The organism is Pseudomonas moorei (assembly GCF_008801475.1).
GTDB lineage: Bacteria > Pseudomonadota > Gammaproteobacteria > Pseudomonadales > Pseudomonadaceae > Aquipseudomonas > Aquipseudomonas moorei.
Genome location: NZ_VZPP01000011.1, coordinates 125,383 through 151,054 on the forward strand (window position 1 = coordinate 125,383; position 25,672 = coordinate 151,054).

General features: G+C 61.6%; 23 protein-coding genes. 10 read left to right on the forward strand and 13 right to left on the reverse strand.

The annotated features are described in order from the left end of the window. Window positions 1–74 precede the first annotated feature (74 nt). A complete protein-coding gene (gene quiC / locus F7R06_RS21595) occupies window positions 75–1,976 on the reverse strand; it encodes a 3-dehydroshikimate dehydratase QuiC (RefSeq protein WP_090325372.1) in 1,902 nt (633 codons plus the stop codon). Window positions 1,977–2,517: 541 nt separating this feature from the next. Here quiC and F7R06_RS21600 point away from each other — a divergent pair. Continuing rightward, window positions 2,518–3,855: an MFS transporter gene (locus F7R06_RS21600; RefSeq protein WP_090325374.1), complete on the forward strand. Its 1,338-nt coding sequence runs from the start codon at window positions 2,518–2,520 to the stop codon at window positions 3,853–3,855. Between the two features lie 98 nt (window positions 3,856–3,953). Further along, window positions 3,954–5,576: a methyl-accepting chemotaxis protein gene (locus F7R06_RS21605; protein WP_090325376.1), complete on the forward strand. Its 1,623-nt coding sequence runs from the start codon at window positions 3,954–3,956 to the stop codon at window positions 5,574–5,576. 6 nt (window positions 5,577–5,582) lie between these two features. Here the strand turns inward: F7R06_RS21605 and F7R06_RS21610 are convergent, their stop codons facing one another. The 4 genes from F7R06_RS21610 to F7R06_RS21625 all read right to left on the reverse strand — a co-directional run bounded on the left by F7R06_RS21610 (window position 5,583) and on the right by F7R06_RS21625 (window position 9,479). Then, window positions 5,583–6,461: a DMT family transporter gene (locus F7R06_RS21610; RefSeq protein WP_090325378.1), complete on the reverse strand. Its 879-nt coding sequence runs from the start codon at window positions 6,459–6,461 to the stop codon at window positions 5,583–5,585. Between the two features lie 130 nt (window positions 6,462–6,591). After that, window positions 6,592–7,407, reverse strand: a complete 816-nt coding sequence (locus F7R06_RS21615; protein WP_090325380.1) for a sugar phosphate isomerase/epimerase family protein — start codon at window positions 7,405–7,407, stop codon at window positions 6,592–6,594. A 2-nt stretch (window positions 7,408–7,409) separates the two neighbouring features. Beyond that, the gene (locus F7R06_RS21620) at window positions 7,410–8,465 is read right to left on the reverse strand and encodes a Gfo/Idh/MocA family protein (RefSeq protein ID WP_090325382.1); all 1,056 of its coding nucleotides are present in this window, start codon (window positions 8,463–8,465) and stop codon (window positions 7,410–7,412) included. A 237-nt stretch (window positions 8,466–8,702) separates the two neighbouring features. Continuing rightward, window positions 8,703–9,479: an IclR family transcriptional regulator gene (locus F7R06_RS21625; protein ID WP_090325384.1), complete on the reverse strand. Its 777-nt coding sequence runs from the start codon at window positions 9,477–9,479 to the stop codon at window positions 8,703–8,705. 175 nt (window positions 9,480–9,654) lie between these two features. Between F7R06_RS21625 and F7R06_RS21630 the strand changes: the two genes are divergently transcribed. The 4 genes from F7R06_RS21630 to F7R06_RS21645 all read left to right on the forward strand — a co-directional run bounded on the left by F7R06_RS21630 (window position 9,655) and on the right by F7R06_RS21645 (window position 14,323). Further along, window positions 9,655–11,403, forward strand: a complete 1,749-nt coding sequence (locus tag F7R06_RS21630) for an FAD-dependent oxidoreductase (protein WP_090325387.1) — start codon at window positions 9,655–9,657, stop codon at window positions 11,401–11,403. Continuing rightward, complete coding sequence (locus F7R06_RS21635; protein WP_090325389.1) at window positions 11,387–12,220, forward strand: aldo/keto reductase; 834 nt, start codon at window positions 11,387–11,389, stop codon at window positions 12,218–12,220. The genes F7R06_RS21630 and F7R06_RS21635 overlap by 17 nt, the downstream gene beginning before the upstream one ends. 237 nt (window positions 12,221–12,457) lie before the next feature. Next, the gene (gene ypfJ, locus F7R06_RS21640) at window positions 12,458–13,351 is read left to right on the forward strand and encodes a KPN_02809 family neutral zinc metallopeptidase (RefSeq protein ID WP_090325392.1); all 894 of its coding nucleotides are present in this window, start codon (window positions 12,458–12,460) and stop codon (window positions 13,349–13,351) included. Further along, window positions 13,352–14,323 carry an alpha/beta fold hydrolase gene (locus tag F7R06_RS21645; RefSeq protein WP_090325395.1) on the forward strand — a complete coding sequence of 324 codons (972 nt, stop codon included), beginning with the start codon at window positions 13,352–13,354 and terminating at the stop codon, window positions 14,321–14,323. It abuts the gene before it with no gap. A 70-nt stretch (window positions 14,324–14,393) separates the two neighbouring features. On the opposite strand, the gene F7R06_RS21650 is transcribed toward F7R06_RS21645, so the two are convergent. The 3 genes from F7R06_RS21650 to F7R06_RS21660 form a co-directional block, all read right to left on the reverse strand. Beyond that, on the reverse strand, window positions 14,394–14,987 hold the full coding sequence (locus F7R06_RS21650) for an HAD family hydrolase (protein ID WP_090325397.1): 594 nt from the start codon (window positions 14,985–14,987) through the stop codon (window positions 14,394–14,396). Beyond that, window positions 14,984–15,853, reverse strand: a complete 870-nt coding sequence (gene tesB, locus F7R06_RS21655; RefSeq protein WP_090325399.1) for an acyl-CoA thioesterase II — start codon at window positions 15,851–15,853, stop codon at window positions 14,984–14,986. Before tesB ends, F7R06_RS21650 begins: the two co-directional genes overlap by 4 nt. Before the next feature lie 103 nt (window positions 15,854–15,956). Then, window positions 15,957–16,526, reverse strand: a complete 570-nt coding sequence (locus tag F7R06_RS21660; RefSeq protein ID WP_090325401.1) for a GNAT family N-acetyltransferase — start codon at window positions 16,524–16,526, stop codon at window positions 15,957–15,959. Between the two features lie 78 nt (window positions 16,527–16,604). Between F7R06_RS21660 and F7R06_RS21665 the strand changes: the two genes are divergently transcribed. Both F7R06_RS21665 and F7R06_RS21675 read left to right on the forward strand, forming a co-directional pair. Then, entirely contained in the window at window positions 16,605–17,525 is a 921-nt protein-coding gene (locus F7R06_RS21665; protein WP_090325402.1) for a histone deacetylase family protein, read from the forward strand. 801 nt (window positions 17,526–18,326) lie between these two features. Next, window positions 18,327–19,568: a TIGR03862 family flavoprotein gene (locus tag F7R06_RS21675; protein WP_090325404.1), complete on the forward strand. Its 1,242-nt coding sequence runs from the start codon at window positions 18,327–18,329 to the stop codon at window positions 19,566–19,568. Between the two features lie 112 nt (window positions 19,569–19,680). On the opposite strand, the gene rhlE1 is transcribed toward F7R06_RS21675, so the two are convergent. Further along, a complete protein-coding gene (gene rhlE1, locus F7R06_RS21680) occupies window positions 19,681–21,024 on the reverse strand; it encodes an RNA helicase RhlE1 (protein WP_090325406.1) in 1,344 nt (447 codons plus the stop codon). 77 nt (window positions 21,025–21,101) lie between these two features. After that, complete coding sequence (gene yedA, locus F7R06_RS21685; protein WP_090325408.1) at window positions 21,102–22,031, reverse strand: drug/metabolite exporter YedA; 930 nt, start codon at window positions 22,029–22,031, stop codon at window positions 21,102–21,104. Between the two features lie 162 nt (window positions 22,032–22,193). On the opposite strand from yedA, the gene F7R06_RS21690 reads away from it, so the two are divergent. Further along, window positions 22,194–22,646 (forward strand): Lrp/AsnC family transcriptional regulator, encoded by a 453-nt coding sequence (locus F7R06_RS21690; protein WP_007990688.1) that lies wholly within the window; start codon window positions 22,194–22,196, stop codon window positions 22,644–22,646. 56 nt (window positions 22,647–22,702) lie between these two features. On the opposite strand, the gene F7R06_RS21695 is transcribed toward F7R06_RS21690, so the two are convergent. The 3 genes from F7R06_RS21695 to F7R06_RS21705 form a co-directional block, all read right to left on the reverse strand. Continuing rightward, window positions 22,703–23,314, reverse strand: a complete 612-nt coding sequence (locus tag F7R06_RS21695) for a 3'-5' exonuclease (RefSeq protein ID WP_090325410.1) — start codon at window positions 23,312–23,314, stop codon at window positions 22,703–22,705. Between the two features lie 22 nt (window positions 23,315–23,336). Then, the gene (locus F7R06_RS21700; RefSeq protein WP_047533625.1) at window positions 23,337–23,816 is read right to left on the reverse strand and encodes an NYN domain-containing protein; all 480 of its coding nucleotides are present in this window, start codon (window positions 23,814–23,816) and stop codon (window positions 23,337–23,339) included. Between the two features lie 204 nt (window positions 23,817–24,020). Further along, window positions 24,021–24,806: a DUF2076 domain-containing protein gene (locus F7R06_RS21705; RefSeq protein WP_090325412.1), complete on the reverse strand. Its 786-nt coding sequence runs from the start codon at window positions 24,804–24,806 to the stop codon at window positions 24,021–24,023. A gap of 178 nt (window positions 24,807–24,984) precedes the next feature. Here F7R06_RS21705 and F7R06_RS21710 point away from each other — a divergent pair, with 178 nt between their 5' ends. Then, window positions 24,985–25,659, forward strand: coding sequence for a YciC family protein (locus F7R06_RS21710; RefSeq protein WP_090325414.1), 675 nt, complete (start codon window positions 24,985–24,987; stop codon window positions 25,657–25,659). The last annotated feature ends 13 nt before the right edge of the window (window positions 25,660–25,672 follow it).

Consider the following 25,672-nt stretch of genomic DNA (forward strand, 5'->3'; position numbering starts at 1 on the left):
CGGGCGATTATGGGCTGAGCCGCACACTGAAGGAAGCCGTGCGGCAACGGATTACTCCCGCGGTTACGAATTTCCTACAACTTCGCCTGACGGACGGCACCACTGCGAGACTTGGCCATGGCCGCCAGTCGCACCGCCACGTTGGCCGCGCCATAACCGGCATAGCCGTTCTTGCGCTGGATGATTTCGAAGAAAAACCGCCCTTCGAACGGCTCGGTGTACACATGGAACAGCTCGCCGCCCTGGGCATCGCGGTCGTACAACACATTGTAGTAGGCCAGTTCGCTGAGGAACTCGTCATCAAAGTCGAAACGCGCGGCCAGGTCATCGTAGTAGTTGAGCGGGATATCCAGCAGCGGAACGCCCGCCGCTTTCGCCCGACTGACTTCGGCAAAGATATCGTCGCAATCGAACGCGATGTGATGCACGCCAGAGCCGCGATAACTCGACAGCGCGTGTGAGATCGCGGTGTTGCGGTTCTCGGAAATGTTCAGCGGCAGACGAATCGAGCTGTCCCGACTGCGCAGCGCGCGGCTCTTCACCAGGCCGTAAGGGTCAGGCAACACCACTTCGTCGTCGGCCTCGAAATCGAGCAGGCTCTTGTAGAACAGCACCCAACTGTCGAGGCTGTCGGCCGGCAGGGCCATCGCCATGTGATCAATACGCTTGAGGCCACCACTGGCCACTACGTTCGGCTGCAAGTTGAAGTCGGTGCCGTAGACGTCGGCGTCCTGATCCACCAGATAAATCAGGCTGCCGTCCGGCGCTCGCACCGCAGCCAGTTCCAGTTCATTGGGGCCGACCAGCCCGCGATAAGGCTGGCCCTTGTAAGCCACGGCGCGGGCCAGTGCACTGGCACTGTCCTTGACCCGTACGGCGGTGGCACACAGCGATGGACCGTGCACCTCGAAAAAACTATGGCCGAACGAGTACGGCTCGGAGTTGAGGATCAGGTTGATATCGCCCTGGCGCAACAGGCTGACACTCTTGGAACGATGCTGGCCGGCCTTGACGAAGCCAAGCCGCTCCAGCCAATTCGAGAGCTTGGCACCGAGGCTTTCATCCACGGCGAACTCAAGAAACTCGATGCCGTTGTATTCGCTGGCCTTGGGCGTCTCGAACAGAATGTCGAGGTTGGCCGCAGGTCGGGATTCCTGCTCCAGGCGCTGACGGGTTTTCTCTTCAAGGTACAGCAACGAGCGTAAACCGTCGGCGGCATTGGCCCGTGGCGGCGCGGCGCGAAAGCCGTCGTTGAAGATCTCCAGCGACAGCGGCCCGGTGTAACCGCTCTTGATGATCGGTGCGAGAAAGCCCGGCAAGTCAAATTCGCCCTGGCCCGGGAAGCAGCGGAAATGCCGGCTCCACTCCAACACATCCATGGCCAGGATGGGCGCGTCGGCCATTTGCACGAAGAAGATCTTGTCGCCCGGGATGTCGGCGATAGCGCTGGGGTCGCCCTTGAGCGACAGCGTATGAAAGCTGTCGAGCAACACGCCGAGGCTTGGATGATCGGCCTGACGCACGATGTTCCATACCTGTTGATACGTGTTCACATGCCGGCCCCAGGCCAGGGCTTCATAACCGATACGCAAGCCCCGCGCGCCAGCGCGTTCGGCCAGCAGACGCAAGTCGTCGACCAGAATCTGTTCATCACCGACGGAATCGGCCGAGGCGTTGCTGCACACCAGCACCAGGTCGGTGCCCAGTTCCTGCATCAGATCGAACTTGCGCTCGGCGCGCTCCAGATTGCGCGACAGGCGGTCACGGCGGCAGCCTTCGAAATCCCGGAAAGGTTGAAACAGGGTGATGGCGATCCCGAGATCGGCGCACATCTGTTTGATTTCCCGGGGACTGCCGTCGTAGTAGAGAAGGTCGTTCTCGAAAATCTCGACGCCGTCAAAACCGGCGGCGGCAATGGCTTCGAGCTTTTCTGGCAGGGTACCGCTCAAGGAAACGGTGGCAATGGAACGCTGCATATCTTCGACTCCCGGTGGTGGAGGCAATCTTGTTAGGGACATCGCACGCTGTTTGTAGGCGCCGGCTTGCTGGCTCCTACAAGGATCACGTTTAGCTTTGAGTGAATTATTGGCTGCGCGATCCCGCACAGCAATTTAAAGTGTACTACCCAGTTAGTTTTGCGTGCGATTATCGAACACAATGGCGATTGGCGAATTGACGATTTTTCGTCCACTGCGCAACATCAACACCACATTGGTCCCGATCACAAATCATCGGGGCCAGTTAACAACGACCCAGAACACCACATAAAAATTTCAAAAAACGGGTATACGCTCATGCGCTCATTCATCGCCCTGCTCCCTCGAACCACCGTCATTACGCCTTGCCCTGCGTCCATCCGAACACTGCGCACCGCTGGCACGCCCGTGCCGCTCGCTGAATAACTCGTCAGCCGACGAAACAGCCGATCAGTCCTCACGCGCACGCCGCCAGCGATTGATCACGCGCCCTTGAAGTCCCGACGAGCTTAGCTTGTCAGTCATTGAACGGATGGCACACATGAATCCTACACAAAGCTCACGCATGGCCCCGGCCATGAGCGCTGCCACTGCTGGCATCGGCGACAAGATCCGCGGCGCCATGGCCGTTGGCAAAACCCGTTGGGGCATGCTGGCGCTGGTGTTTTTCGCCACCACCCTGAACTACATCGACCGTGCCGCCCTTGGCGTCATGCAGCCCATCCTGGCCAAGGAAATGAGCTGGACGGCGATGGACTACGCCAACATCAACTTCTGGTTCCAGGTCGGTTATGCCATCGGTTTCGTGCTGCAAGGCCGCTTGATCGACCGGGTCGGCGTCAAGCGCGTGTTCTTCTGCGCCGTACTGCTCTGGAGCCTGGCGACCGGCGCCCACGGCCTGGCCACTTCAGCGGTCGGTTTCATGGTCTGTCGCTTCATCCTCGGGCTGACCGAAGCCGCCAACTACCCGGCTTGCGTGAAAACCACGCGCCTTTGGTTCCCGGCGGGTGAACGGGCCGTGGCGACCGGCATTTTCAACGCCGGGACCAACGTCGGCGCGATGTTCACCCCGATGCTGCTGCCACTGATTTTGCACGCCTGGGGCTGGCAAGGTGCGTTCCTGTGCATGTCGTCACTGGGCGGTATCTGGCTGGTGTGCTGGGGCCTGAAATACTTCAACCCCGAAGATCACCCGCGCGTCAAACAGTCGGAACTGGACTACATCCAGCAGGAAGTCGAACCCGAACAAGCGCGCGTACCGTTCTCGAAAATCCTGCGCATGCGAGGCACCTGGGCCTTCGCCCTCGCCTACTCGATCACCGCGCCGGTGTTCTGGTTTTACCTGTACTGGCTGCCACCGTTCCTCAATCAGCAATACAACCTGGGCATCAACGTCACCCAGATGGGCATCCCGCTGATCATCATCTACCTCACTGCCGACTTCGGTAGCGTCGGTGGCGGGATTCTCTCCTCGTTCCTGATCGGCCGCGGCATCAACCCGATCAAGGCGCGACTGATGTCCATGTTCCTGTTCGCCTGCTGCATCATCGGCGTGATCATGGCCGCCGGCTCCAGCAGCCTGTGGGTCGCTGTATTCGCCATCTCCCTGGCCATCGGTGCGCACCAGGCCTGGACCGCGAACATCTGGAGCCTGGTGATGGACTACACGCCCAAGCACATGATGAGTACGGTGTTCGGTTTCGGTGGCATGTGCGCCGCGATTGGCGGGATGTTCATGACCCAGTTGGTCGGCCACATCCTGACCGCCACCAACAACAACTACACCGTGCTGTTCACCCTGATTCCGGCGATGTACTTCATCGCACTGATCTGGATGTACTTCATGGCACCGCGCAAGATCCCGAAAGTAGAAGACTGATGTTGCCTCGGCGCAGGCCCGATTTCGGGCCTGCGCTTTTTTTGTGCCTGCGTTTTATGAATCCACGATTTTTTGTTCATCGCCAAGGAGGTCAATCCATGTCGCCAGGTCGCCTGAGCATCGCCCAACGCGCTGTGATCAGCTTCGGTCTCATCGCCCTGCTGGTGCTGTTGCAGGGCTTGTTCGCCCTCAAGCAAGTCGCCCAAGTGCGTGCCACCGGCCAGCACACCGAGAACATTTCCCTGCCCAGCACCCGCTACCTGGGGGAAATCCGCGACTACGCCCTGAGCATTCGCGTACTCAGCCTGCGCATGGCGCTCAACCGCGATCCCAAGGTGCTCGACGCCACGGTGAGCCGCCTGCATCAAGTGCAGGGCTGGCTGGAACAGGCCCTCAACAAATTCACGCCCCTCGTAGGCGACTACAACAGGGAGCCGTACGAAAAATTCGTCGCGACTGTCACCTCTTACCGTCAGGCCCTGGCGCAATACGAAACCCTGTCGCAGGAAAACCACCTGGAAGAAATGACCGCGCTGCTCAACGGCAAGATCCAGGATTACTCGACCCTCAGCGGTGACCAGTTCGCCGAGCTGGTGGCCCTCACCACCAACGAAGTCAGTCAATCGGCGCAACAGGCCGACGCCCTCTACAACCAGGTAAAAGTCACGGTGATCGGGGCCTTGATTGCTGTCTCGCTGCTGACGGTGCTGCTCGCCTGGTTGTTGATTCGCAGTATCGTGGCGCCCATCCGTCAGGCCGTGGACGTGGCCGAGCAAGTAGCCGCTGGCGATCTGAGTACGCCGATCCGCAGCCATGGCGCGGATGAAACCGGGCGTCTGCTGACCGCGTTATCGATCATGCAAAGCAGCCTGCGCGAGACCCTGCAACGGATCAGCGCGGCGTCCACCCAACTGGCCGCTGCCGCCAACCAGATGAAACAGAGCACCCATCAGGATTCCGGCCGCCTGCAACAGCAGCACAACGAAATCGAACAAGCCGCCACGGCGGTGAATGAGATGACGGTGGCCGTGGAAGAAGTCGCACGCAATGCCGTATCGACGTCAGACAGCACGCGCCAGTCGACACAACAGGCAAGCCAGGGTCAGGCACGGGTGATTGAAACACTCGACTCGATCCAGGCCATGAGCGCCGACGCCGGCACCGCCCTGCAACAGGTGCAGACCCTGGCCGAGCAATCCCGGGAAATCGGCAAGGTGCTGGACGTGATTCGCGCCATCGCCGAACAGACCAACCTGCTGGCGCTCAACGCGGCCATCGAAGCCGCCCGGGCCGGGGAAGCCGGGCGCGGCTTTGCGGTAGTGGCCGATGAAGTCCGCGCACTGGCCCATCGCACCCAACAGTCGACCCGGGAAATCGAACAGATGATCGGCCGGGTTCAGGGCGACACCGAAGGTGTGGTGCAGTCGATGCACAGCAACAGCCAGCGCGTTGCGCAGACCCTGTCACTCGCGGAACAGGCTGGCATCGCGCTGGCAGAAATTACCCGGGCCATGGAACAGATCCATGAGCGCAACCTGGTGATTGCCAGCGCGTCGGAAGAGCAAGCGGCGGTGGCGCGCGAGGTGGACAGGAATCTGCTGAACATCCGCGACCTGTCACTGCAAAGCGCCGACGCCTCGACCCGCACCAGCGCCACCAGCCAGGAGCTGTCGCAACTGGCGGCGGGCCTGCAAAACCTGGTGGTGCGTTTCAGGTTCTGAGCGGCCTCAACGGCGGCTTTGCTGCCAGGCTGCCGCCAGGCCACTGCAGCAAATCACCGCGATCCCGAGCACCGTGGTCAGGGTTGGCGTGTGGGAAAACAGCAACCAGCCCAGCAGGCCGGCAAACACAATCTGGCAGTAGCTAAAGGGCGCCAGCAAGGCTGGCGCGGCATGGCGGAAGGCCTGGGTCAGAAACAGATGAGCCGTCATGCCGCAGGCGCCCAGCGCCAGCATCAACGCGCCATGCGGCAGGCTCGGCACCTGCCAGAAGAACGGCACCAACGCACTCATCACCAGGGTATTGCACAGCCCGGCGAAGAAGTTGCTGGTGGTCGGGCTGTCGATCTCGCTGAGCTTGCGGGTCAGCAGTTGATAGAAGCAGAAAAACAGTGCCGAGCAGAACGGCAGCAGCACCGCCGGGGTGAACAACTCGCCGCCAGGGTGAACGATGATCAGCACGCCGCTGAACCCGAAAATCACCGCCAACCATTGCCCGCGCGTCACGCGTTCCTTGAGCAACGGCACCGATAACGCCGTGACCAGCACGGGCGCGAGGAAGTTGACCGAGGTCGCCTCCGCCAGCGGGATGTACATCAACCCCGTGGTGAAAAACAGGCTGGTGCCCAGCAGGCATAACGCCCGGACCACCTGCAACAACGGGCGCTTGGTGCGCAGCACCCGCAACCCGGATTGCGGCAGGAAAATCCCGGCCATCAACAAGGTGTGCACCACATAACGCGCCCACACCACCATGACAATCGGATAGAACCCCGAAAGGTATTTGGATATCGCGTCATGACTGGAAAACAGGAAGGTGGCAACGACGATCAGCAAGATGCCCTTGAAGGGCTGATTGACGCCGGAAAGCGGGGTGCTGACTGTCATGAAAGCCTCTGAGTGAAATCGGTATGTGGCGAGGGAGCTTGCTCCCGCTGGACTGCGCAGCAGTCACAAATCAACATCCGCGACCGCTTCGCGGTCGAACGGGAGCAAGCTACCTCGCCACAACGGCAGGTCAAACCCGCGCCAACAATTCCCGGGTTTTATCCAACGCCATCTGCGCCCGGTCCAACCCGCTCACGCCCTGCTCCAGCAGCTGCACGGTAGGAATCTCCAGGCTCAATGGAATGTTAGCCGGCAAACCGCGCAACAGACCCGGCAGGTCACAATCGCCTTCGCCGGGAAACCGTCGCTCGTTACGGGCCTGACGCAAGATCTCGGCCATGTCGGCCGGACGCGGCCCGGCCACATCGCACAACTGCGCATACCGTAACCGCGAGGGCGCCACCCTGGCCAGATCTTCCAGCCGTGACCCGGAACGATCGAAATGGAACGCATCCACCAGCACCGCACCATTTTCGCGCCCGGCCGTCTCGACGATGCGCACGGCTTGCTCAAGGTTGCGCGCATCGGTCCAGGGCATGAACTCCAGGTGCGGATGCAGTCCATAAGGCGCGGCCAGATCACACAGCCGGGCAAAGTTTTCGGTCATGCGTTGCTCATCGAAATCATTACCGGCCACCAGCAATTCAGTCGCACCGAATTCGGCACCGACCGCCAGCACCTTCTCGAACTCGGCGACGACGGTATCCGGCTTCAAACGCAGGATTTCAACATCCAGTACACGTATGCCGGTATCGCGCAGACGCGCCAGGGTCTGACGGCGCAAACCTTCATCCGCCACCAGGGCAAAGTGGTGTTCCTCCGGCGTCGCCGGCACCAGGCGCAAGCCGACATGGCTGTACCCGGCCCGTGCCGCGACTTCGACCATGTCGGGTGGCGAAAGCTCCAGCACGGTCAGACTGGCCAGGGAAAAGATTCGTTCACTCATGGTCAGGCCTCAATCAGGGAAGGCGTGCAAGCGCGACCGGTTTCGGCCGCTTCGCGGATGGCCTCGATCAGCGCCAGGGTGCGGGCGGCATCGGCGGCGCTCACCAGCGGCTCGACTTCCCGGCGCACGACGCGCACAAAATGCTGCAACTGCAAGCGCAACGCCTCATCGGCGCTGAAGCTTTCCTGCGTCTGCACCAGGGATTGATGCCATCCGCCATCGGCTTCGGTGTAATGCCAGCGTTTGAGTTGCGGAATGCTCAGCGCCCCACCGGTCCCGGCCAGCAAGTAGCAGGGCTGGTCAGCCTGACGCGGATACACCGGGTTCTCCCCGGAATCCAGCTCCCAACTCCAGGGCGCCGCCACCGCGTCGGACCCGGTCAGGCTGCCCAGGGCACCGCTGTCGAACTGCAGCAACACAGCCGCGCAATCTTCGTTGGCAAAACCGCGGATGGCGTTGCTGGTGATGGCCTGCACCTGACGCACTTCACCGCACAAATGCCGCAGCAAATCAAGGTCATGGATCAGGTTCGTCAACAACATCCCCGCACCCGCCTCGCGGCGCCAGGGCGTCTCGAAATAACTGTCGGGCTTGCGCAACTGCCAGAGCGCCGTGACCGTGGTCAACCGACCCAGGGCGCCGCCCTTGACCAGTTCATGGGCACGCACGATCAAGGGATTGTGCCGCCGATGATGGCCCACCAGCACCGGTACGCCAGTGGCCTTTGAAGCTTTCACCAGCTCGCGAACCTCATCCAGGTGCACGCCGACCGGCTTCTCCAATAGAACCGCTACGCCCGCGGCGAGGCAATCGAGGGTGGTGCTGACGTGCAGGTTATTCGGGTTGGCGACGATGACGGCGTCCGGCTTCGCCTGCTCCAGCATCTGGCGGTGATCGGCGAAATACCCCACTCCCCATTCAGCGGCGAGCGTTGCCGCTTGCGGGCCGGGATCGGCCACCGCACACAGCGTCGCTTCAGTCAGGGTTTTCAGATGCCGGTAATGTTGCTGACCCATGATGCCAGCGCCGATCAGGGCAATTCGAAGGGGCGAATTCAAGGCGCGGTCCTCTTGTGCTTATTGTTGGAAGGAAGATTTCCAACAATTTAGAACCTGGTTCCAGATTCTTACACAAGCGTGCAATGAAAGTGTTCGAACAGCGCACGGTTTCAAGATTGACGGCGATCAAACTGTGGGAGCGAGCTTGCTCGCGATGAGGGCAGTTCATCCAATCATCGTGCTGACTGACAAACCGTAATCGCGAGCAGGCTCGCTCCCACAGGGCTTATCCAGGCCTCAGTTAAACAACTCCGACGCCAGACTCGCCGCCGACAATTCCTCAGTAAACCTCAACAGCAACGGCGCCAGTTCGTGCAGCCGTGCGCCCGGCATCCGCGCACTCGGCCCGGCAATGCTGAGTACGCCGATCACCCGGCCATCGCCGGGGTGGCGCACCACCGCAGCAATCGCCGAGGTGCCGACCGCCGAACTTTCCTCGACACAGGTGTAGCCCTGCTCCCGCGCCAGGCGCAGGCGCTCGAGCAATTCAATGTTGGAACGCGGCGCATTCGGCCCCAGATCCAATGGCCGATCCACCGCCTGGCGCTCGACCAGCGACAAGGCTTCGGCATCACTCATGCACGCCAGCCAGGCATGCCCCGAGGCCGTGTAAAACAGCGGTGCATCGCGGCCCATATCGGGGTCGTAGCGCAAGCCGGAGCGGGCCCCCTGGGACTTGGCGATCCAGGTCTGCCGCTCACCTTCAATGACCCCTAGGCGCACCAGCTCACCGGTTTCCTGGGCCAGACGATCGAGCACCGGCTGCACAATATCGGCGCCACTGCTCGACAGATAACGGAAACCCATCGCCACCAGTTTGGTTGACAGGTGGTAGCGCAGGTTCTCTGGATTCTGTCGCACATACCCGAGGCGGATCAGCTCGGCGAGCAAGCGATGGGTTGCGCTCTTGGGGATGTCCAGTTGCTCCGCCAGTGTCTGCATCGGCAGGCCACGGGGGTCGCTGGTGAGGCTTTCAAGCACACTGAAAACACGTTCGATCTGACTGCCGGCCATGGGAGCTTCCACGCAAAATTTGCTCGATTCTAGAAGACAACCGACTGAATGCGAAATCTGGAACTCACTGTCCGATTACCGCCCGTTTTGTGCGCCTGGAACTTGCCCGGCACGGTCTGCCTCTTTTATTTTCTGGAATCAAATTCCAAAACAATAAATCGCTGGAGTGTTCACAATGCCTGCCGAACCGCACGTTCTTCCCGACATCGACTGCGATGTGCTGATCGTCGGCTCCGGTGCGGCCGGGCTATCGGCCGCAGTCACAGCGGCATGGCATGGCCTGAAAGTCATTGTGGTGGAAAAGGATGCGGTCTTCGGTGGGGCCACGGCCTGGTCCGGCGGCTGGGCGTGGGTGCCTTGCAATCCCCTGGCCCGGCGCGCCGGTATCGTCGAAGACGTGGCGTTGCCGCGCACCTACTTGAAACACGAATTGGGCGAGCACTTCGACCCGGCAATGATTGATGCCTTCCTCGAAGCCGGCCCGCAGATGGTCGCGTTTTTCGAACAGCACACCTCGCTGCAATTCGCCGACGGCAATGCCATTGCCGACATTCATGGCGACACGCCAGGCGCAGGCACCGGTGGGCGCTCGGTGATCGCCGCCCCTTATGACGCACGAAACGTCGGCAAGCTGCTCAAGCGTCTGCGCAAGACCATGCGCGAAACATCGTTCATGGGCATGCCGATCATGGCGGGCGCTGACCTCACGGCGTTCCTCAACCTGACCCGCTCGCTGCCCGCCGCCTGGCACGTCACCCGACGCTTCACCCGCCACCTGCTCGACCTCGCCGTGCATGGCCGCGCGATGCAACTGGTCAACGGTGTGGCGCTGGTTGCGCGCCTGGCAAAATCCGCCGAGGACCTCGGCGTATTGCTGTGGGAGTCGGCGCCAGTCACCGAGTTACTGTATGAGCACCATCAGGTCCGTGGCGCGGTGATCAGCACCGCCAAGGGCTCGGTGCGCATCCGCGCGCGCAAGGCCGTTGTGCTCGCGGCGGGCGGTTTTGCCAATGACATCGAACGGCGCAAGGCATTGTTTCCACGCACACCAACCGGGCGTGAACACCTGGCCTTGCCGCCGCTGGCGGTGTCCGGCGACGGGCTGCGACTGGGCGAAAGCGTCGGTGCTCGAGTGAATACCGATGTGGCATCGCCAGTCGCCTGGGCACCGGTCTCGCAGGTGCGACACAGCGACGGCAGCGTTGGCCATTTTCCGCACATCATTGAACGCGGCAAGCCCGGGATCATCGGCGTCCTGAGCAACGGCCAGCGTTTCGTCAACGAAGCCAACGGTTACTACGACTACGTCAAGGCCATGGTCAGCGCCGCCCCGCCAGGCGAAGAGGTCGCTTCGTGGCTGATTTGCAGCCATGGTTTCCAGCGTCGCTACGGGCTGGGCATCTCTCGGCCGTTTCCGGTGCCACTGTCATCCTTTATCCGCAGCGGCTATCTGAAAACCGGCAACACCCTTGAAGAATTGGCATCGGCCTGCGGTATCGATCCGGATGGTCTACGCAACACCGTGGCGGACTACAACCGCCATGCGCGCAACGGCGAAGACCCGCAGTTTGGACGCGGTTCTACCCCCTATAACCGCAAGCAGGGCGATGCGCTGCAGCAACCCAACCCGTGCGTCGCCCCGATCGAACAAGGCCCGTTCTACGCGGTGAAGGTCCAGCCCGGCTGCTTCGGCACCTTTGCCGGGCTCAAGGTCAACGCACACGCCCAGGTCCTCGACGACGCGGGTCAGGCCATCGCCGGGCTATATGCCGCGGGTGGCGACATGGCCAGCATCATGGGCGGACACTACCCCGCCGGCGGCATCAATCTGGGTCCGGCGCTGACCTTCGGCTACATCGCCGCGCGCCATATCGCAGGTATCACCGCTTTTGAAAAGGAGATCGACCATGCAGCACATCGTTAACGCCCAAGGGTTGAACATGCCAAAACTGGGCCTCGGCACCTGGCCGATGCTGGGCGAGGAATGCACCCGCGCCGTGGAACAGGCCCTGGCGCTGGGTTATCGGCACATCGATACGGCGGCGGGCTACAACAACGAAGACGCTGTCGGTCAGGCGCTGGCGAACAGCCCAACACCCCGCGAGCAAGTCCATGTCACCACCAAGGTCTGGTGGGACCAACTGCAACCCGACGCCATGCGTCACTCCATGGATCGCAGCCTCAAGGCCTTGCGCAGCGATTATGTCGACCTGTTCATGATCCATTGGCCCACCACCGACTGGGACCTGCCGAGCACGATCGAAACCCTGGTGTCATTCAAGGAACAAGGTCTGGCACGCAACATCGGCGTGGCGAATTTTCCGCTGCCGCTGTTGCGCAATGTCGTCGAGGAACTGGGCGCTCCGCTGTCAGCCATTCAGGTCGAGTACCACGTGCTGCTCGGCCAAAACGCCCTGCTGAACTACGCCCGTCAGCATGACCTTGCACTGACGGCCTACACGCCCCTGGCTCGCAACAAGGTGTCGGACATCCCCCAGATCCGGCAGATCGCCGCCAAACAGGGTGTATTGCCCACCCAGGTCGCGCTCAAATGGCTGCTGGATCAGGCGAACGTCGCCGCCATTCCCAAGGCCAGTAGCGAGGCCAATCAACGGGCCAACCTGGCGGCGCTGGACGTTCAACTGGACGATCAGGACCGCGCCTTGATCGCCAGCCTTTCCAAGCGCGAGCGTCAGGTCAGCCCGCCCTTTGCCCCGGTGTGGGATGCGTTCGACGAGTAACCGCGTAGACCGGCTCCTGCACGCTTGATGTTCCCCCCGATAAAAAAACGGCGCCCGACGGAATTCGTCGGGGTGCCCGCGTTCAATACAAACCTGAAACGTGCCCGGCAATCCATCAGGGGTTGCCGGGCTTACGGGCGCGCGCGACAAAAGCCGGACGACCGGACTGGCGCCTCCCCCACACAGCAGCAACACTCATCCCACGGTTCTTTACCCGGAACAAAAGAGGAATCCCACATGCTATGGAAAAAAGGCCGACGCAGTGACAACGTGGTCGATGCCCGTGGCGATGATGTCGGCGGTGGCGGCGGCGGAATGCGTTTTGGCGGTGGCAAGGGGCTGAGCCTGACGGCCATCATTCTGATCGTCGGGATCGGCTGGATCACCGGCCAGGACCCGCTGCAGATCCTCGGCCAACTGACCGGGCAGATGAGCCAGCAATCGGCACCGACCACTAATCAGACGCGCAAGGCACCACCGGCCAATGACGAAGGGGCCGAATTCGTCCGATCGATTCTGGGTGATACCGAGGACACCTGGCAGCAGATTTTCCAGCAGGCCGGCAAGCAATACAAAGACCCGACGCTGGTGTTGTTCAGCAATCGCGTTAACTCGGCGTGCGGCCTGGCCACCTCGGCGACCGGTCCGTTCTATTGCCCGGCGGACCAGAAGGTCTATCTGGACATGGCGTTCTTCCAGGAAATGTCCCAACGCTTTTCCGCGGCGGGGGACTTCGCCCAGGCCTACGTGATCGCTCACGAAGTCGGACACCACGTGCAGACCTTGCTCGGCGTTTCCGCGAAAATTCAGGCAGCGCGCCAGCAAGGCCGGCAGATGGAAGGCGATGGCGGCTTGCTGGTGCGTCAGGAACTGCAAGCCGATTGCCTGGCCGGCGTCTGGGCCAACCATGCACAACGACGACTGAACTGGCTGGAGCCGGGCGATGTCGAAGAAGCGCTCAACGCGGCCAATGCCATTGGCGATGATCGTTTGCAGCAACAGGGTCAGGGGCGGGTGGTGCCCGACTCGTTTACCCATGGAACGTCGGCGCAACGAGTGCGCTGGTTCAAAACCGGATTCGCCCAGGGCCAGGTTGGCCAGTGCGATACCTTTGCGGCGAAAAATCTGTAAATGAAGAAGTGGCTGTTGGCGTTGTTGATCACTTGCGCGAGTCACTGCACAAGTACTTGGGCTGCCGAGGGTGGCGTCGAGGAGATCAGCCCCGGACGCCTGCTGTTGAAATCAGGCGAGATGGCGGTAGGCATCAGCCCGGCCCCGACAAAGATCGAACGTGTGCTGATCATCGTCCATGGTCGCCTGCGCAATGCACAGACCTACCTGCACAGCGCAGAACACGCGGCGGAACTGGCCGGGCAAAGCGCGACGACGCTGGTCATCGCCCCGCAATTTCTCAATGAAACCGACGTTGCGATGCATCCCGTCGCCGAAACGGTTCTGCGCTGGCAAGGCAATGAGTGGATGGCGGGGGGCGAATCCACAGCGCCGTTCCGTCTCAGCTCGTTTGAGGCACTGGACGAAATCATCGCCCGCCTGGGTGATCGCGAGCAGTTTCCGGATGTGAAGCAAATCGTCATTGCCGGCCACTCCGGTGGTGCTCAAGTGGTTCAGCGATACGCCATGCTCGGGCACGATCAGCCAGCCCTCGACGCCGCTGTCGTGCAGGTGCGCTATGTGATCGCCAATCCATCTTCCTACGCCTACTTCGACGAACGCCGGCCCGTGGCGTTCAGTCACGCCCGCTGCCCGGACTTCAATCGCTGGAAGTACGGGCTGACGGATCTACCCGCCTACGCCGAAGGAAAAACACCTGCGCAATTGCAGGAAAAATACGTCAAGCGCAACATCGTTTATCTGCTGGGGCAGCAGGACATCGACCCGAATCACCCGGCGCTGGACAAGGGTTGTGAAGCCCAGGCCCAAGGCCCCTATCGATTGGCCCGCGGGCGCAATTACTTTGAGTATCTGAAGCGGCTGCAACCGCAAGGGCTCAATCAGCAACTGATCGAAGTGCCCGGCGTCGGGCATAACGGGGATGGGATGTTTACTTCGCCCGAGGGGCAGAAGGCGTTGTTCGGGCTGTAGGTTTTGCGCTGGCCGGGCCGGCGCCATCGCGAGCAGGCTCGCGATAGCCTCAGATCAGGCAACCATGCGCTCAAGCCGACAACATCTGCCGCAACTCAATGCAATCGGCCGCATGCCAATCGGTCAATTCCGGCCATGGATTTTCCGGCAGGTTCACCAACACCGTCCGCGCCCCCGCCGCCCGTCCGCAATCGAGATCAAAGCGGTAATCACCGACCATTACCATCTCGCTCGCCGGCACCTTCCAGGCCTCGGCCAGTTTCAGCAATCCACCTGGATGCGGTTTTGGCGGTGCTTCATCCCGACCGAGCACGTCCTCCACCGCGAAGCAGTCAGCCAGGCCAATCGCCTCCAGCGTAACGTGCGCCAGCTCCCGGGCATTGCGCGTGAGAATGCCCAGGCGATAACCGCGCCCGGCCAGGTCACGCACCAGCTCTACGGCGCCCGGTGCCGGTTTCGACCCGAGCGCCAGGTCACGCTCGTGCTCCAGCAGCCACGCATGTTTGGCGGCGGCTTCATCGGCCGGCAGCGCAGCGAGGTGGGTCAGAATGTCGTCTTCCGCCGGAATCGCCAGCGCCACGCGAATCGCCGCGAAATCATGCACCGCCACCGTCAGGGTGCCGTCCATGTCGAACACCCAGTGACGCACTTCAGCCAGGCTCATGCCCAATCCTTGCGATGGCGAATCAGGCCTTCCTGCGTAACCGAGGCCACCAGTTGCCCGGCGCGGTTGAACACGCTGCCACGGGAAAAACCACGGGAGTTGCCGGCCCAGGGACTGTCCATCGCGTATAGCAACCAGTCATCGGCGCGCAGATCGGCGTGGAACCACAACGCGTGATCGAGGCTGGCGACCTGCATGTCCTTGTGCCAGACCGATTTGCCGTGGGGCTGCATCGAGGTGGTCAGCAGACCGAAATCCGAGGCATAGGCCAGCAAGTACTTGTGCAACGCAGGGGAGTCCGCCAAGGCACCGTCGGCACGAAACCAGACGTACTTGATCGGGTCGGAAGGCAGCGGGTTGTAGGGGTCTTTTTCGGTGATGGGTCGAAACTCGATCGGCTTGGGGCACAGTAGCTTTTCGCGCATTTTCTCGGGGATCAGGTGCGCGCGCTGCTGGGTCAGCTCCAGCTCCGATGGCAGGTTTTCCGGCCCCACCACTTGCGGCATTTCGCTTTGGTGCTGGAAACCTTCTTCGTCGTACTGGAACGAGGCGCTGCAGGTGAAAATCGGGTGGCCCTTCTGGATCGCCGTCACCCGACGCGTGCTGAAACTGCCGCCGTCGCGCACCCGGTCAACCTGATACACCACCGGCAACCCGGCGTCGCCCGGACGCAGGAAATAGCCATGCATCGAATGCACGTGGCGCGCCTCTTCGACGGTCTGACTGGCCGCCGACAGCGACTGGCCGAGTACCTGGCCGCCGAACAACTGCCGAAAACCCAAGTCCTGGCTACGGCCACGGAACAGGTTTTCTTCAATCGGCTCCAGGGTCAGCAGGTCGACCAGATCATCCAACACTTGGCTCATTCAGACTCTCCTCACACAACGCAATGCCGCGCAGTCTGGGCTGCGGCGGTCGATTCAGTTTCTGGCCAAAGCCGATGGGGTCATTGTAAACATCCGCGCCGGCTTATCCATGCAAGGTTTGCAGCCATTGTTCACGGGTGATGCGATACAGCACGTGGTGGCGCAAGGGATGATCGACGGCAAGCCTGGGGTGTTCAAAGTCATCGGCAGGGTCATGCTGCATGCCGATCGCCTGCATGACCTTCTGCGACGGCAGGTTGCTGTCAGCGGTAAAGGACACGACTTCGTTCAGCGCCAAACGGTCAAACCCGCAGCGCAGAGCGGTCCACGCCGCCTCGCTGGCATAACCCAGCCCCCAATGCTCACGCGCCAGACGCCAGCCGATCTCGATGGCGGGGGTGAACGGCGCATCGAAACCCACCACCCCGAGCCCGGTAAATCCGATGAACTGCCCGGTGTCCTTGCGCTCCAGCGCCCACAGACCGAAACCATGCTCAGCGAAATGACCACGGATTCGCCCGATCAATGAAGCACTTTCCAGCCGGCTCAAGGGCGCCGGAAAATAACGCATGACCTGTGGATCGGCACACATCGCCGCAAATTCCGGCAAGTCTTCATCGCTCCACTGCCGCAACAGCAGCCGCGCGCTCGTCAGTTCCAGTATCGGCTCCATCGTGCTCCTCCCCCCATTTCCATGCCGCGAGTCTACAACGCTGGTAGGATCATTCACTCATTCCTGTACGAAAGCATCATGCCGCTGCCGCTGATTTATCACGAAGACTACAGTCCCGAATTCCCGGCGGATCACCGCTTCCCCATGGACAAGTTCCGCCTGCTGCGCGATCACCTGGTGGACAGCGGCCTGACCCGCGACGCCGACCTGCTGCGCCCGGAACTCTGCCCTGCAGAGATTCTCGCCCTCGCCCATGACCCTTCGTATATCGAACGCTACATGGGCGGCGAGTTGTCTCGCGAGGATCAACGTCGCCTTGGCCTGCCCTGGAGCGAAGCCCTGGCCCGGCGCACGGTGCGGGCGGTCGGCGGCTCGTTGTTGGCGGCCGACCAGGCGCTCGAACATGGCCTGGCCTGTCACTTGGCCGGCGGCACTCACCACGCCCACTATGATCACCCGGCCGGCTTCTGCATCTTCAACGACCTGGCGGTGATCAGCCATTTCATGCTGGAAAGTGGCCGGGTGAACCGAGTACTGATCTTCGATTGCGATGTGCACCAGGGCGACGGGACTGCACGCATACTGCAGGACACCCCGGAAGCCATTACCGTTTCCCTGCATTGCGAGAAGAATTTTCCTGCACGCAAGGCCGAAAGCGACTGGGACATTCCATTGCCCAACGGCATGGGCGATGTCGATTACCTGAAGGTGGTGGATGACGCGCTCAACTACCTGTTGCCGCTCTACCAGCCGGATCTGGTGCTGTATGACGCCGGCGTCGATGTACACAAGGACGACGCCCTCGGTTATCTGAAGCTGACAGACGAAGGCCTCGCCGCCCGCGATGAAGCCGTGATGCGCCATTGCCTGGGCCGCGATATCCCGGTGGTCGGGGTGATCGGCGGCGGCTACAGCAAGGACCGCGAAGCCCTGGCCCGCCGCCACGGCATTCTCCACCACAGCGCGCAACGGGTCTGGCAGTCATCAGGTTGTCGCTGATTTGTGGATGCTTTACCCACAATGCCTGTGGAGCCGCCTGTGGATAACCTGAGTGAAAGGGACTACAGGCCATGCGGGGCGTGGGCTACAGACCGACGATCATTTTTTAACCACCCTTAAAAACACCAATAACCCTGTAGGAGCGAGCCTGCTCGCGAAAAACGTAACGTCACCGCAGAGCACGCGTCATCGTTCAAGACCTTCGCGAGCAAGCTCGCTCCTACAGAATCGGGTCTGGCAGTCATCAGGTTGTCGCTGATTTGTGGATGCTTTACCCACAATGCCTGTGGAGCCGCCTGTGGATAACCTGAGTGAAAGGGACTACAGGCCATGCGGGGCTTGGGCTACAGACCGACGATCATTTTTTAACCACCCTTAAAAACACCAATAACCCTGTAGGAGCGAGCCTGCTCGCGAAAAACGTAACGTCACCGCTGAGCACGCGTCATCGTTCAAGACCTTCGCGAGCAAGCTCGCTCCTACAGAATCGGGTCTGGCAGTCATCAGGTTGTCACTGATTTGTGGATGCTTTACCCACAATGCCTGTGGAGCCGCCTGTGGATAACCTGAGTGAAAGGAACTACAGGCCATATGGAATGCAGGCTACAGACCGTTGATCATTTTTTAACCACCCTTTTCCGACCTCACACAATCCCTGTGGGAGCGGGCTTGCCCGCGATGAGGCCGGCACCCTCGCCCTCTTCGGTGACTGACACTCCGCCATCGCGGGCAGGCCCGCTCCCACAGGGATTTTGGCTGCTAGAATGCCTGCCTTCATTCCGCCAGACCGCAGCGCAGCCCATGACCCAGCCCTCGACACTCTCCGCCCCTCAAGTCGCCATCATCGGTGGTGGTCCCGCCGGCTTGATGGCGGCCGAAGTGTTGAGTCAGGCAGGGATCAAGGTCGATCTGTACGATGGCATGCCTTCGGTTGGTCGAAAATTCCTCCTGGCCGGTGTTGGCGGCATGAACATCACCCACTCCGAAGCCTACCCGGCATTCCTTTCGCGCTACGCCGAACGGGCGCCACAGATCGCCCCGCTACTGCGCGGCTTTGGCGCCGAAGCCCTGTGCCAATGGATTCACGACCTGGGCATCGACACCTTTGTCGGCAGCTCGGGCCGGGTCTTTCCGACCGACATGAAAGCCGCGCCGCTGCTCCGTGCCTGGCTCAAGCGTCTGCGTGACAGCGGCGTGGTTATCCACACCCGCCATCGCTGGCTCGGCTGGAATGAAACCGGCGGTTTGCGCATCGACAGCCCCGAGGGCGAAAAAACCGTTCAGGCCGACGCCACGCTGCTGGCCCTCGGTGGCGGCAGTTGGGCGCGTCTGGGCTCGGATGGCGCCTGGATGCAGCCACTGGCGCAACGCGGCGTAGGACTCGCACCGCTGCAACCGAGCAATTGTGGCTTCGAGGTGCAGGCCTGGAGCGAATTGATGGTCAGCAAATTCGCCGGCAGCCCGCTGAAAAACATCGCCATCGGCCTCAACGACGACGTGCCGCGCCTCGGCGAATGTGTGATAACCGCCACCGGCATCGAAGGCAGCCTGATCTACGCGCTGTCGGCGCCGATCCGCGAAGCGATCAACCGGCACGGCTCGGCAACCCTTCATCTCGACCTCCTGCCCGGCCGACCTGTGGATAAAGTGCAGTCGGCATTGAGCAAGCCGCGCGGCTCACGCTCGATGGCCAAACACCTGCACAGCCAGTTGGGCATCGACGGGGTGAAAGCTGCGCTGCTGCGCGAACTGACGTCTGCTGAAACCTTCGCGGACATGGCATTGCTGGCCCAAGCGATCAAGGCATTGCCACTGACCCTGGTGAAAACCCGGCCATTGGACGAAGCCATCAGCAGTGCGGGCGGCGTGCTGTTCGAAGCGATGGATGAACGCTTGATGCTCAAGCAGTTGCCTGGCGTGTTCTGCGCAGGGGAAATGCTGGATTGGGAGGCACCGACGGGCGGTTATCTGCTGACCGCGTGTTTCGCCAGTGGGCGGGCGGCGGGGTTGGGGATCATTCAGTGGTTGCAGCACAACAGCTGATTACCGTGGCGCGTCCATCGCGAGCAGGCTCCCACATTGGACCTGTGTCGTTCACAAATCCCCTGTGGGAGCGAGCCTGCTCGCGATAGCGATTTGGCCGGCGCCTTAACTACTAAGGCTTACGCTTACGCGGCCCGGTATTGAACACCGGCACCTTGCGCACAGGCTTGACCGAAGGTTCCGCTGGCGCGACTTCACCGCTGTCGACCCACTTGCCGAGGTTACGCTTGCCGCCACCACCCGACGTTTTCGGTTTCTTGGGCTTTTTCGGCTTCTTGATCACCTGACCACTGGCATCGGTGTCCGGCACCCGGTGCTCAGGCTCGAAGTCCGGCTCGTTCTGACGCTTCAAAGTCTGACGGGTGAGCATCTCGATGGCCGACAGCAGGTTCACTTCATCGGCACACACCAGGGAAATCGCCTCGCCAGTCGAACCCGCGCGGCCGGTACGGCCGATGCGGTGGATGTAGTCCTCGGCGACGATCGGCAAGTCGAAATTGACCACCAGCGGCAAGTCTTCGATATCCAGACCACGAGCCGCGACGTCGGTGGCGACCAGGATCTGCACTTCACTGAGCTTGAAACGGTCCAGCGCACGCTGTCGGGTCGCCTGGGGTTTGTCGCCATGGATGCCGTCAGCATTGATGCCCAGGCCCTGCAGCTTCTCGACCAACGCATCCACGCCATTACGGGTTTTGGCGAACACCAGCACCTGCTTCCACTTGCCCTTGCCCTTGCGCATCAAGTGCACGAACAGCTCGGGCTTGCGCTTCTTGTCCACCGTCACCACCCATTGCTTGACGGTGTTGGCGGCCACGTTGCGCGGGCTGACTTCAATGGTCAGCGGGTCGTTGAGCATTTGCCCGGCCAGCAGGCGGATGTCGTCGGAGAAGGTGGCGGAGAACAGCAGCGTCTGACGTTTCTTCGGCAGCGCGCGGTAAATGTTCGCCAGCTCCTCGGAAAAGCCCAGGTCGAGCATGCGGTCGGCTTCGTCCAGCACCAGGGTTTGCAGCTGGTTGAACTTCAGCGCGTTCTGGCGGAACAGATCGAGCAAACGGCCCGGGGTCGCCACCAGCAGATCGACACCGCTGCGCAGCTTCATCATTTGCGGGTTGATGCTGACCCCGCCGTACACCGCGTAGGTGCGCAACGGCAGGTTCTCGGCGTACTGGCGCACGGCTTCGTGAACTTGCTCGGCCAGTTCGCGGGTCGGCACCAGGATCAGCGCGCGCACCGAGTTGGCCGTGACTTTCGGCCCTTCCATGGCCAGCAATTGCAGGAGCGGCAGCGCGAAACCGGCGGTCTTGCCGGTGCCGGTCTGGGCGGCGGCCATCAGGTCGCGACCGGCCAGCACCGCCGGAATGGCTTGCGCCTGAACCGGCGTCGGGGTCTGGTAGCCAAGCTTCTCGAGGGAGCGCAGCAAGGGTTCGATCAGGCCAAGGGAGGCGAAAGTCATGGGAATACCGTAGGAAAATTCAGCGCGGGTGTGCAAAACAAGTGTGCAAAACAAGATGCAATGGCGCGCAGTTTACCCTAATTCACACGGGATTCTGTCGGCACCGCCTTCACCACCGGCAACTGCGGCGAACGGCGCCACTGCGGCAAGCCAATCAACACCACGGCACTGATGATCACAGCCATTGCCAGTGCTTCTTCGATGCCAATGGTCTCGCCGACAAACACGATCCCGAGCAACACCGCCACCGCCGGGTTGACGTAGGCATAACTGGTGGCCGCCGCCGGGCGCACGTGTTTCAACAGGTACATGTAGGCGTTGAAGGCGATGATCGAACCGAACACGGTCAGGTACGCCAGCGCGGCCCAGCCTTCGATCGGTGGCATCTTTTCCAGGTGCTCGCCGCTCACGGCACTGCCGATCAGCAACACCACCCCGCCCACCAGCATTTCCACGGCACTGGCCATAGCCCCCTGGGGCAGCGGCAAGTGTTTGCTCCACACCGAGCCGAAGGCCCAGGTGGCCGCGGCAAATACCAGCAACGCAGCGCCCAGCGGGCTCGATTGCAGGTTGGAGCCGAGGTTGAGCATGGCGATACCGATCAGCCCGAGGACAATCCCGGCCCATTCGAGCCGGGTATTACGCGCGCCCCAGAAGTAGCCACAGAGCAACGTAAACAGCGGCACCGTCGCCACCGCCAATGCCGCGACACCTGAGGCCACGCCTGTGTGCTCGGCCACGCTGACCGCGCCGTTGCCGCACGCCAGCAACAACACGCCGATGATGCCCGCGGCTTTCCATTGCGCCCAGGTCGGTGCCGGCGCTCCGCGCCAGCGCAGGAAGGCGTACATCAAGCTCCCGGCAATGACGAAGCGAATTCCGGCCAGCAGCAGCGGCGGCCAATACTCCACGCCGATGCGGATCACCAGGTAGGTCGAGCCCCAAATCACATACAAGGCGAAGAAGGCGGCGATCAGCGGTAAGGGAAAACGACGTAGGCCAGGCATGGGGGCAGCTCACAGGCAAGACAAGTGAGCCGCTATTCTAGAAAGGCTGACAGCGGAAAATAAGTTACAAAACCTTTTTAAAGCGCCGGTACACTTTTCAAAACACGGACTTCAGCGCTATATACCGTTGTTTCGAAAGTCAGCCCTTTTCAGGAGTCGCCCGTGGATAAATACGACCGCATGCTGCTCAGCGCCCTGCTGGAAAACGGTCGCGCGTCCTACGCGGACCTGGCGCGCAAGGTCAACCTGTCCGCCCCCGCTGTCGCCGAACGCGTGGCCAAGCTTGAAGCCAGCGGCGTCATCACCGGTTACCAGGCGAAAGTCGACATGGCCAAGCTGGGCCTGCCGATCCAGTGCGTGATCGAACTGCGCCTGAACCAGCACGGCAACCAGAAAGCCTACGACGACCTGATCAAAATCCCACAGTTGACGGAATGCCACCGCGTGACGGGCGATCCGTGCGTGATCATGCAGGCGGCGGTGGGTTCGATGCCGGAGCTGGAAGAGTTGATCAACCGGATCGCCACGTTCGGCTTCAGCAAGACGTCGATTGTGTTGTCAAGCGCGATTGAGAAACGCGTGCCTTTGGGGCATATCGAAGGCAATGGAAAGTGAACAACCTGTGGGAGCGAGTCGCCCGGAGCCGGCTCGCTCCTACAGGGGGTTGGTGGTCAGGCGCTGCGATGGCGCTTGAGATGCTCATTGATTTTCGCCGCCGGCACTTTCTGCAACTTACACAGCAGATCGTGGGACAACTCACGCAAGCCGTGTTTCTGGCGTAGCTCGTCGGCCAGGTGTGCCGTGAGGTTGGCGGCCATTTCCGCGTCGGCCATGGCCCGGTGGGCCTTGCCGGTGTGGGGCAGGTTGGCGAAGGTGGTGAGGGTGCCGAGCTTGTGGTTGGGCGCGGCGGGCATCAGACGGCGGGCCAACAGCAGCGAACAGGCAAAATTCTGCAATCGCGTGCGTTTGATTCGCCCCAGCTCGAAGTCCCAGAATTTCTGGTCGAACGCGGCGTTGTGCGCCAGCAAGGGCGTGGTGCCGACGAATTCGTTGACCTCATTCATCACCTGCTCGGCCGATGGCGCGGTGCGCAGCATGGCGTTGCTGATGCCGGTGAGTTGTTCGATGAAGGCCGGGACGCGCACGCCGGCATTCATCAGGCTCTGGTAACGCTCGACGATGCGCCCCTGTTCAAGGATCACCACGGCAATTTCCGTGGCCCGGCAACTGCTGCTCGGGGAGATCCCGGTGGTTTCAAAGTCGATGACTGCGATGCGTTCCAAACCTGTTCGAACTCCGTAAAAATCAATTCTTGAGCAGCAAGGCGCCTTCGATCGGCACGTAGCGGCTGGCCGCGCGGATCAGCGAGTTGGCGGTCAGGCCCGGCACGCCGTAGGCCACCGCCTGCACGCCGTGCTTGCTGATGATGCGTTCGAGCAGCATGTCGAAATCACCGTCGCCGGAGGCCAGCACCACTTCGTCGACATGGTCGGCGGCGTCCATGATGTCGAGGGTGATGCCCACGTCCCAGTCGCCCTTGGCCGAGCCGTCGCTGCGCTGGATGAAGGGCTTGAGCTTCACGGTGAACCCGAGATTGCGCAGGATCTGCTGGAACTGCTGCTGTTTGCTGTCGCCACGATCGATGGCGTAGGCGTAGGCCTCGACAATCTGCCCCTGTTTGCTGATTTCAGCCCACAGCGCGGCGTAATTGAAGTGACAACCGTAAGCCTGACGAACGGTGTAGTAGAGGTTCTGGACATCGGCGAACACTGCGATTTTTTTCACCGCACATCCCCTTGGGCGCAGGCAGGATCAGGCACCAGGCCCGAAAAGTCGCCCAGTATGCCAGCCTGAAGGAGTGTTCCGCGAATAATCGGCCCGAGGCACCCGGGCACCCCGGACGAATGGCACCTGCGGAATGGGCAACGCCGGGGAGTGACACCCGTGGCGAGCGTGCTTGCTCGCCACGGGTCAGCGGCTACAGAAGGGTCAGACGAAAGAGTCGTCGTCGCCGCCAAAGAACGAGGAGCTGTCATCGCTGTAGTCGGCGTCGGCAAAGCCGCCCCGGTCGTTGCCGTAGGAATCGTTACCGGCCATGCGCTGATCGTCGCCCCAGCCATTGTTGCCCTGGTCGTTGACCTGGGCCGGCACTTCCTTGATGACTTCGACGATTTCTTGCGGCTGCTGATTGTGATGGAACAGGCTGCTGATGCCTTCTGCCAGCATTACGCCACCCGCCACGCCCGCTGCGGTTTTCAGCGCGCCACCGAGGAAACTGCTACCGGCCGCTGCTGGAGCCTGTTGCTGCGGTGCATAGCCCTGCTGTGGATAGTTCTGTGGCGGGGCACCGTAGTTTTGCTGCGGCGGTTGGCCACCGAACGACGAACGGCCAGGCTCACGCCAGCCGCCACCGCTCGATACCGGTGCGCTTTGGCTCGGCGCCGGCTGCGGCTCGCGGGAGCTGCCACCAAAGATGCTCGACAGGAAGCCGCCACTGGTCGGCGCCGGCGCCGCTGTCTGTGCCTTGGCCTGTTGCAGTTCGGCCTGCAATTGCTGGACTTGTGCCGTCAATTGCTTGTTCTGCTCGTCGAGGCTCTTGATTGCCGCCTCTTGCACCAGAATCGCCTGGGTCATGAAGTAGCCAGCTGCGGGTTGGCGAGTCAGGTGTTCCTTGATCCGCGCCTCGGCCAGGGCGTCGCGCGGAGCTGAGTTCGTTTCGGCCTGTTGCAGCCGGGAAAACAGTCCATCGATCAGGGTTTGTTCTTCGCTGTTCATGGCGACCTCTTAGATTGCCGGGAAAATCGTTGCCTGTATCCACAGAGGATAAGGTGCTCGACCTTAATGGAGGCTGAAACAAGTTGTTTCAATGACCTTTACCGAACGTTTACGTTTGTGCCCTTGTGCACATCATCGGTTAAAGTGGGCCACTGCTTTCAACCTGCGATACCGACTGATGAATCCGTTCGATGTACTGCGTGACTCCCTGTATTTCTTCAAACGCAATCTGGGCCAGATTGTGCAACTGTGCCTGCCGCTGGTGATCATCGAGGCCCTGCTGCAACAAGTGGTCGACCGTTCCACCGAGCCGGACAGTTTTCCCGGCGTGAGCGTGATCGTCGGTTTGCTGGTCTATCCGCTGTACACCGCCGCGCTGATTCTGTTTCTCGATGCCCGCAGCCGGGGGGAATCGCCCCGTAACCGCGATCTGCTGGCAAGGTCCGCCTACCTGTGGCCGCGCTTTGCCTTGCTGACCGCCCTCAATACCGTGCTGATTCTGCTCGGCCTGTCCCTGTATTTCCTGCCCGGCATTTACCTGATGGTGACCCTGGCCTTCGGCGAGTACCTGCTGGTGCTGCGTGGCCTGGCCCCGCTGGCGGCGATGAAGGAAAGCCTGCGCCTGACACGCGGTCATTTCATACGCATCCTGGTGTGCATTCTGTGCGTGATGGGGCCGTTGTGGGTGCTCAAGGGCGCGACGCTGGCGGTGTATCCCGACCCGCAGAACCCGGCGATCTCGCTGTTGATCGACAGCGCCCACAGCTTCCTGCAACTGTTTACCAGCGTGGTGTTGTTCCGCCTGTTCATGCTGATCGGCGATGCACCGGAAAAAATCGAGGGGCCACGCTGACCTTGGGCGACGG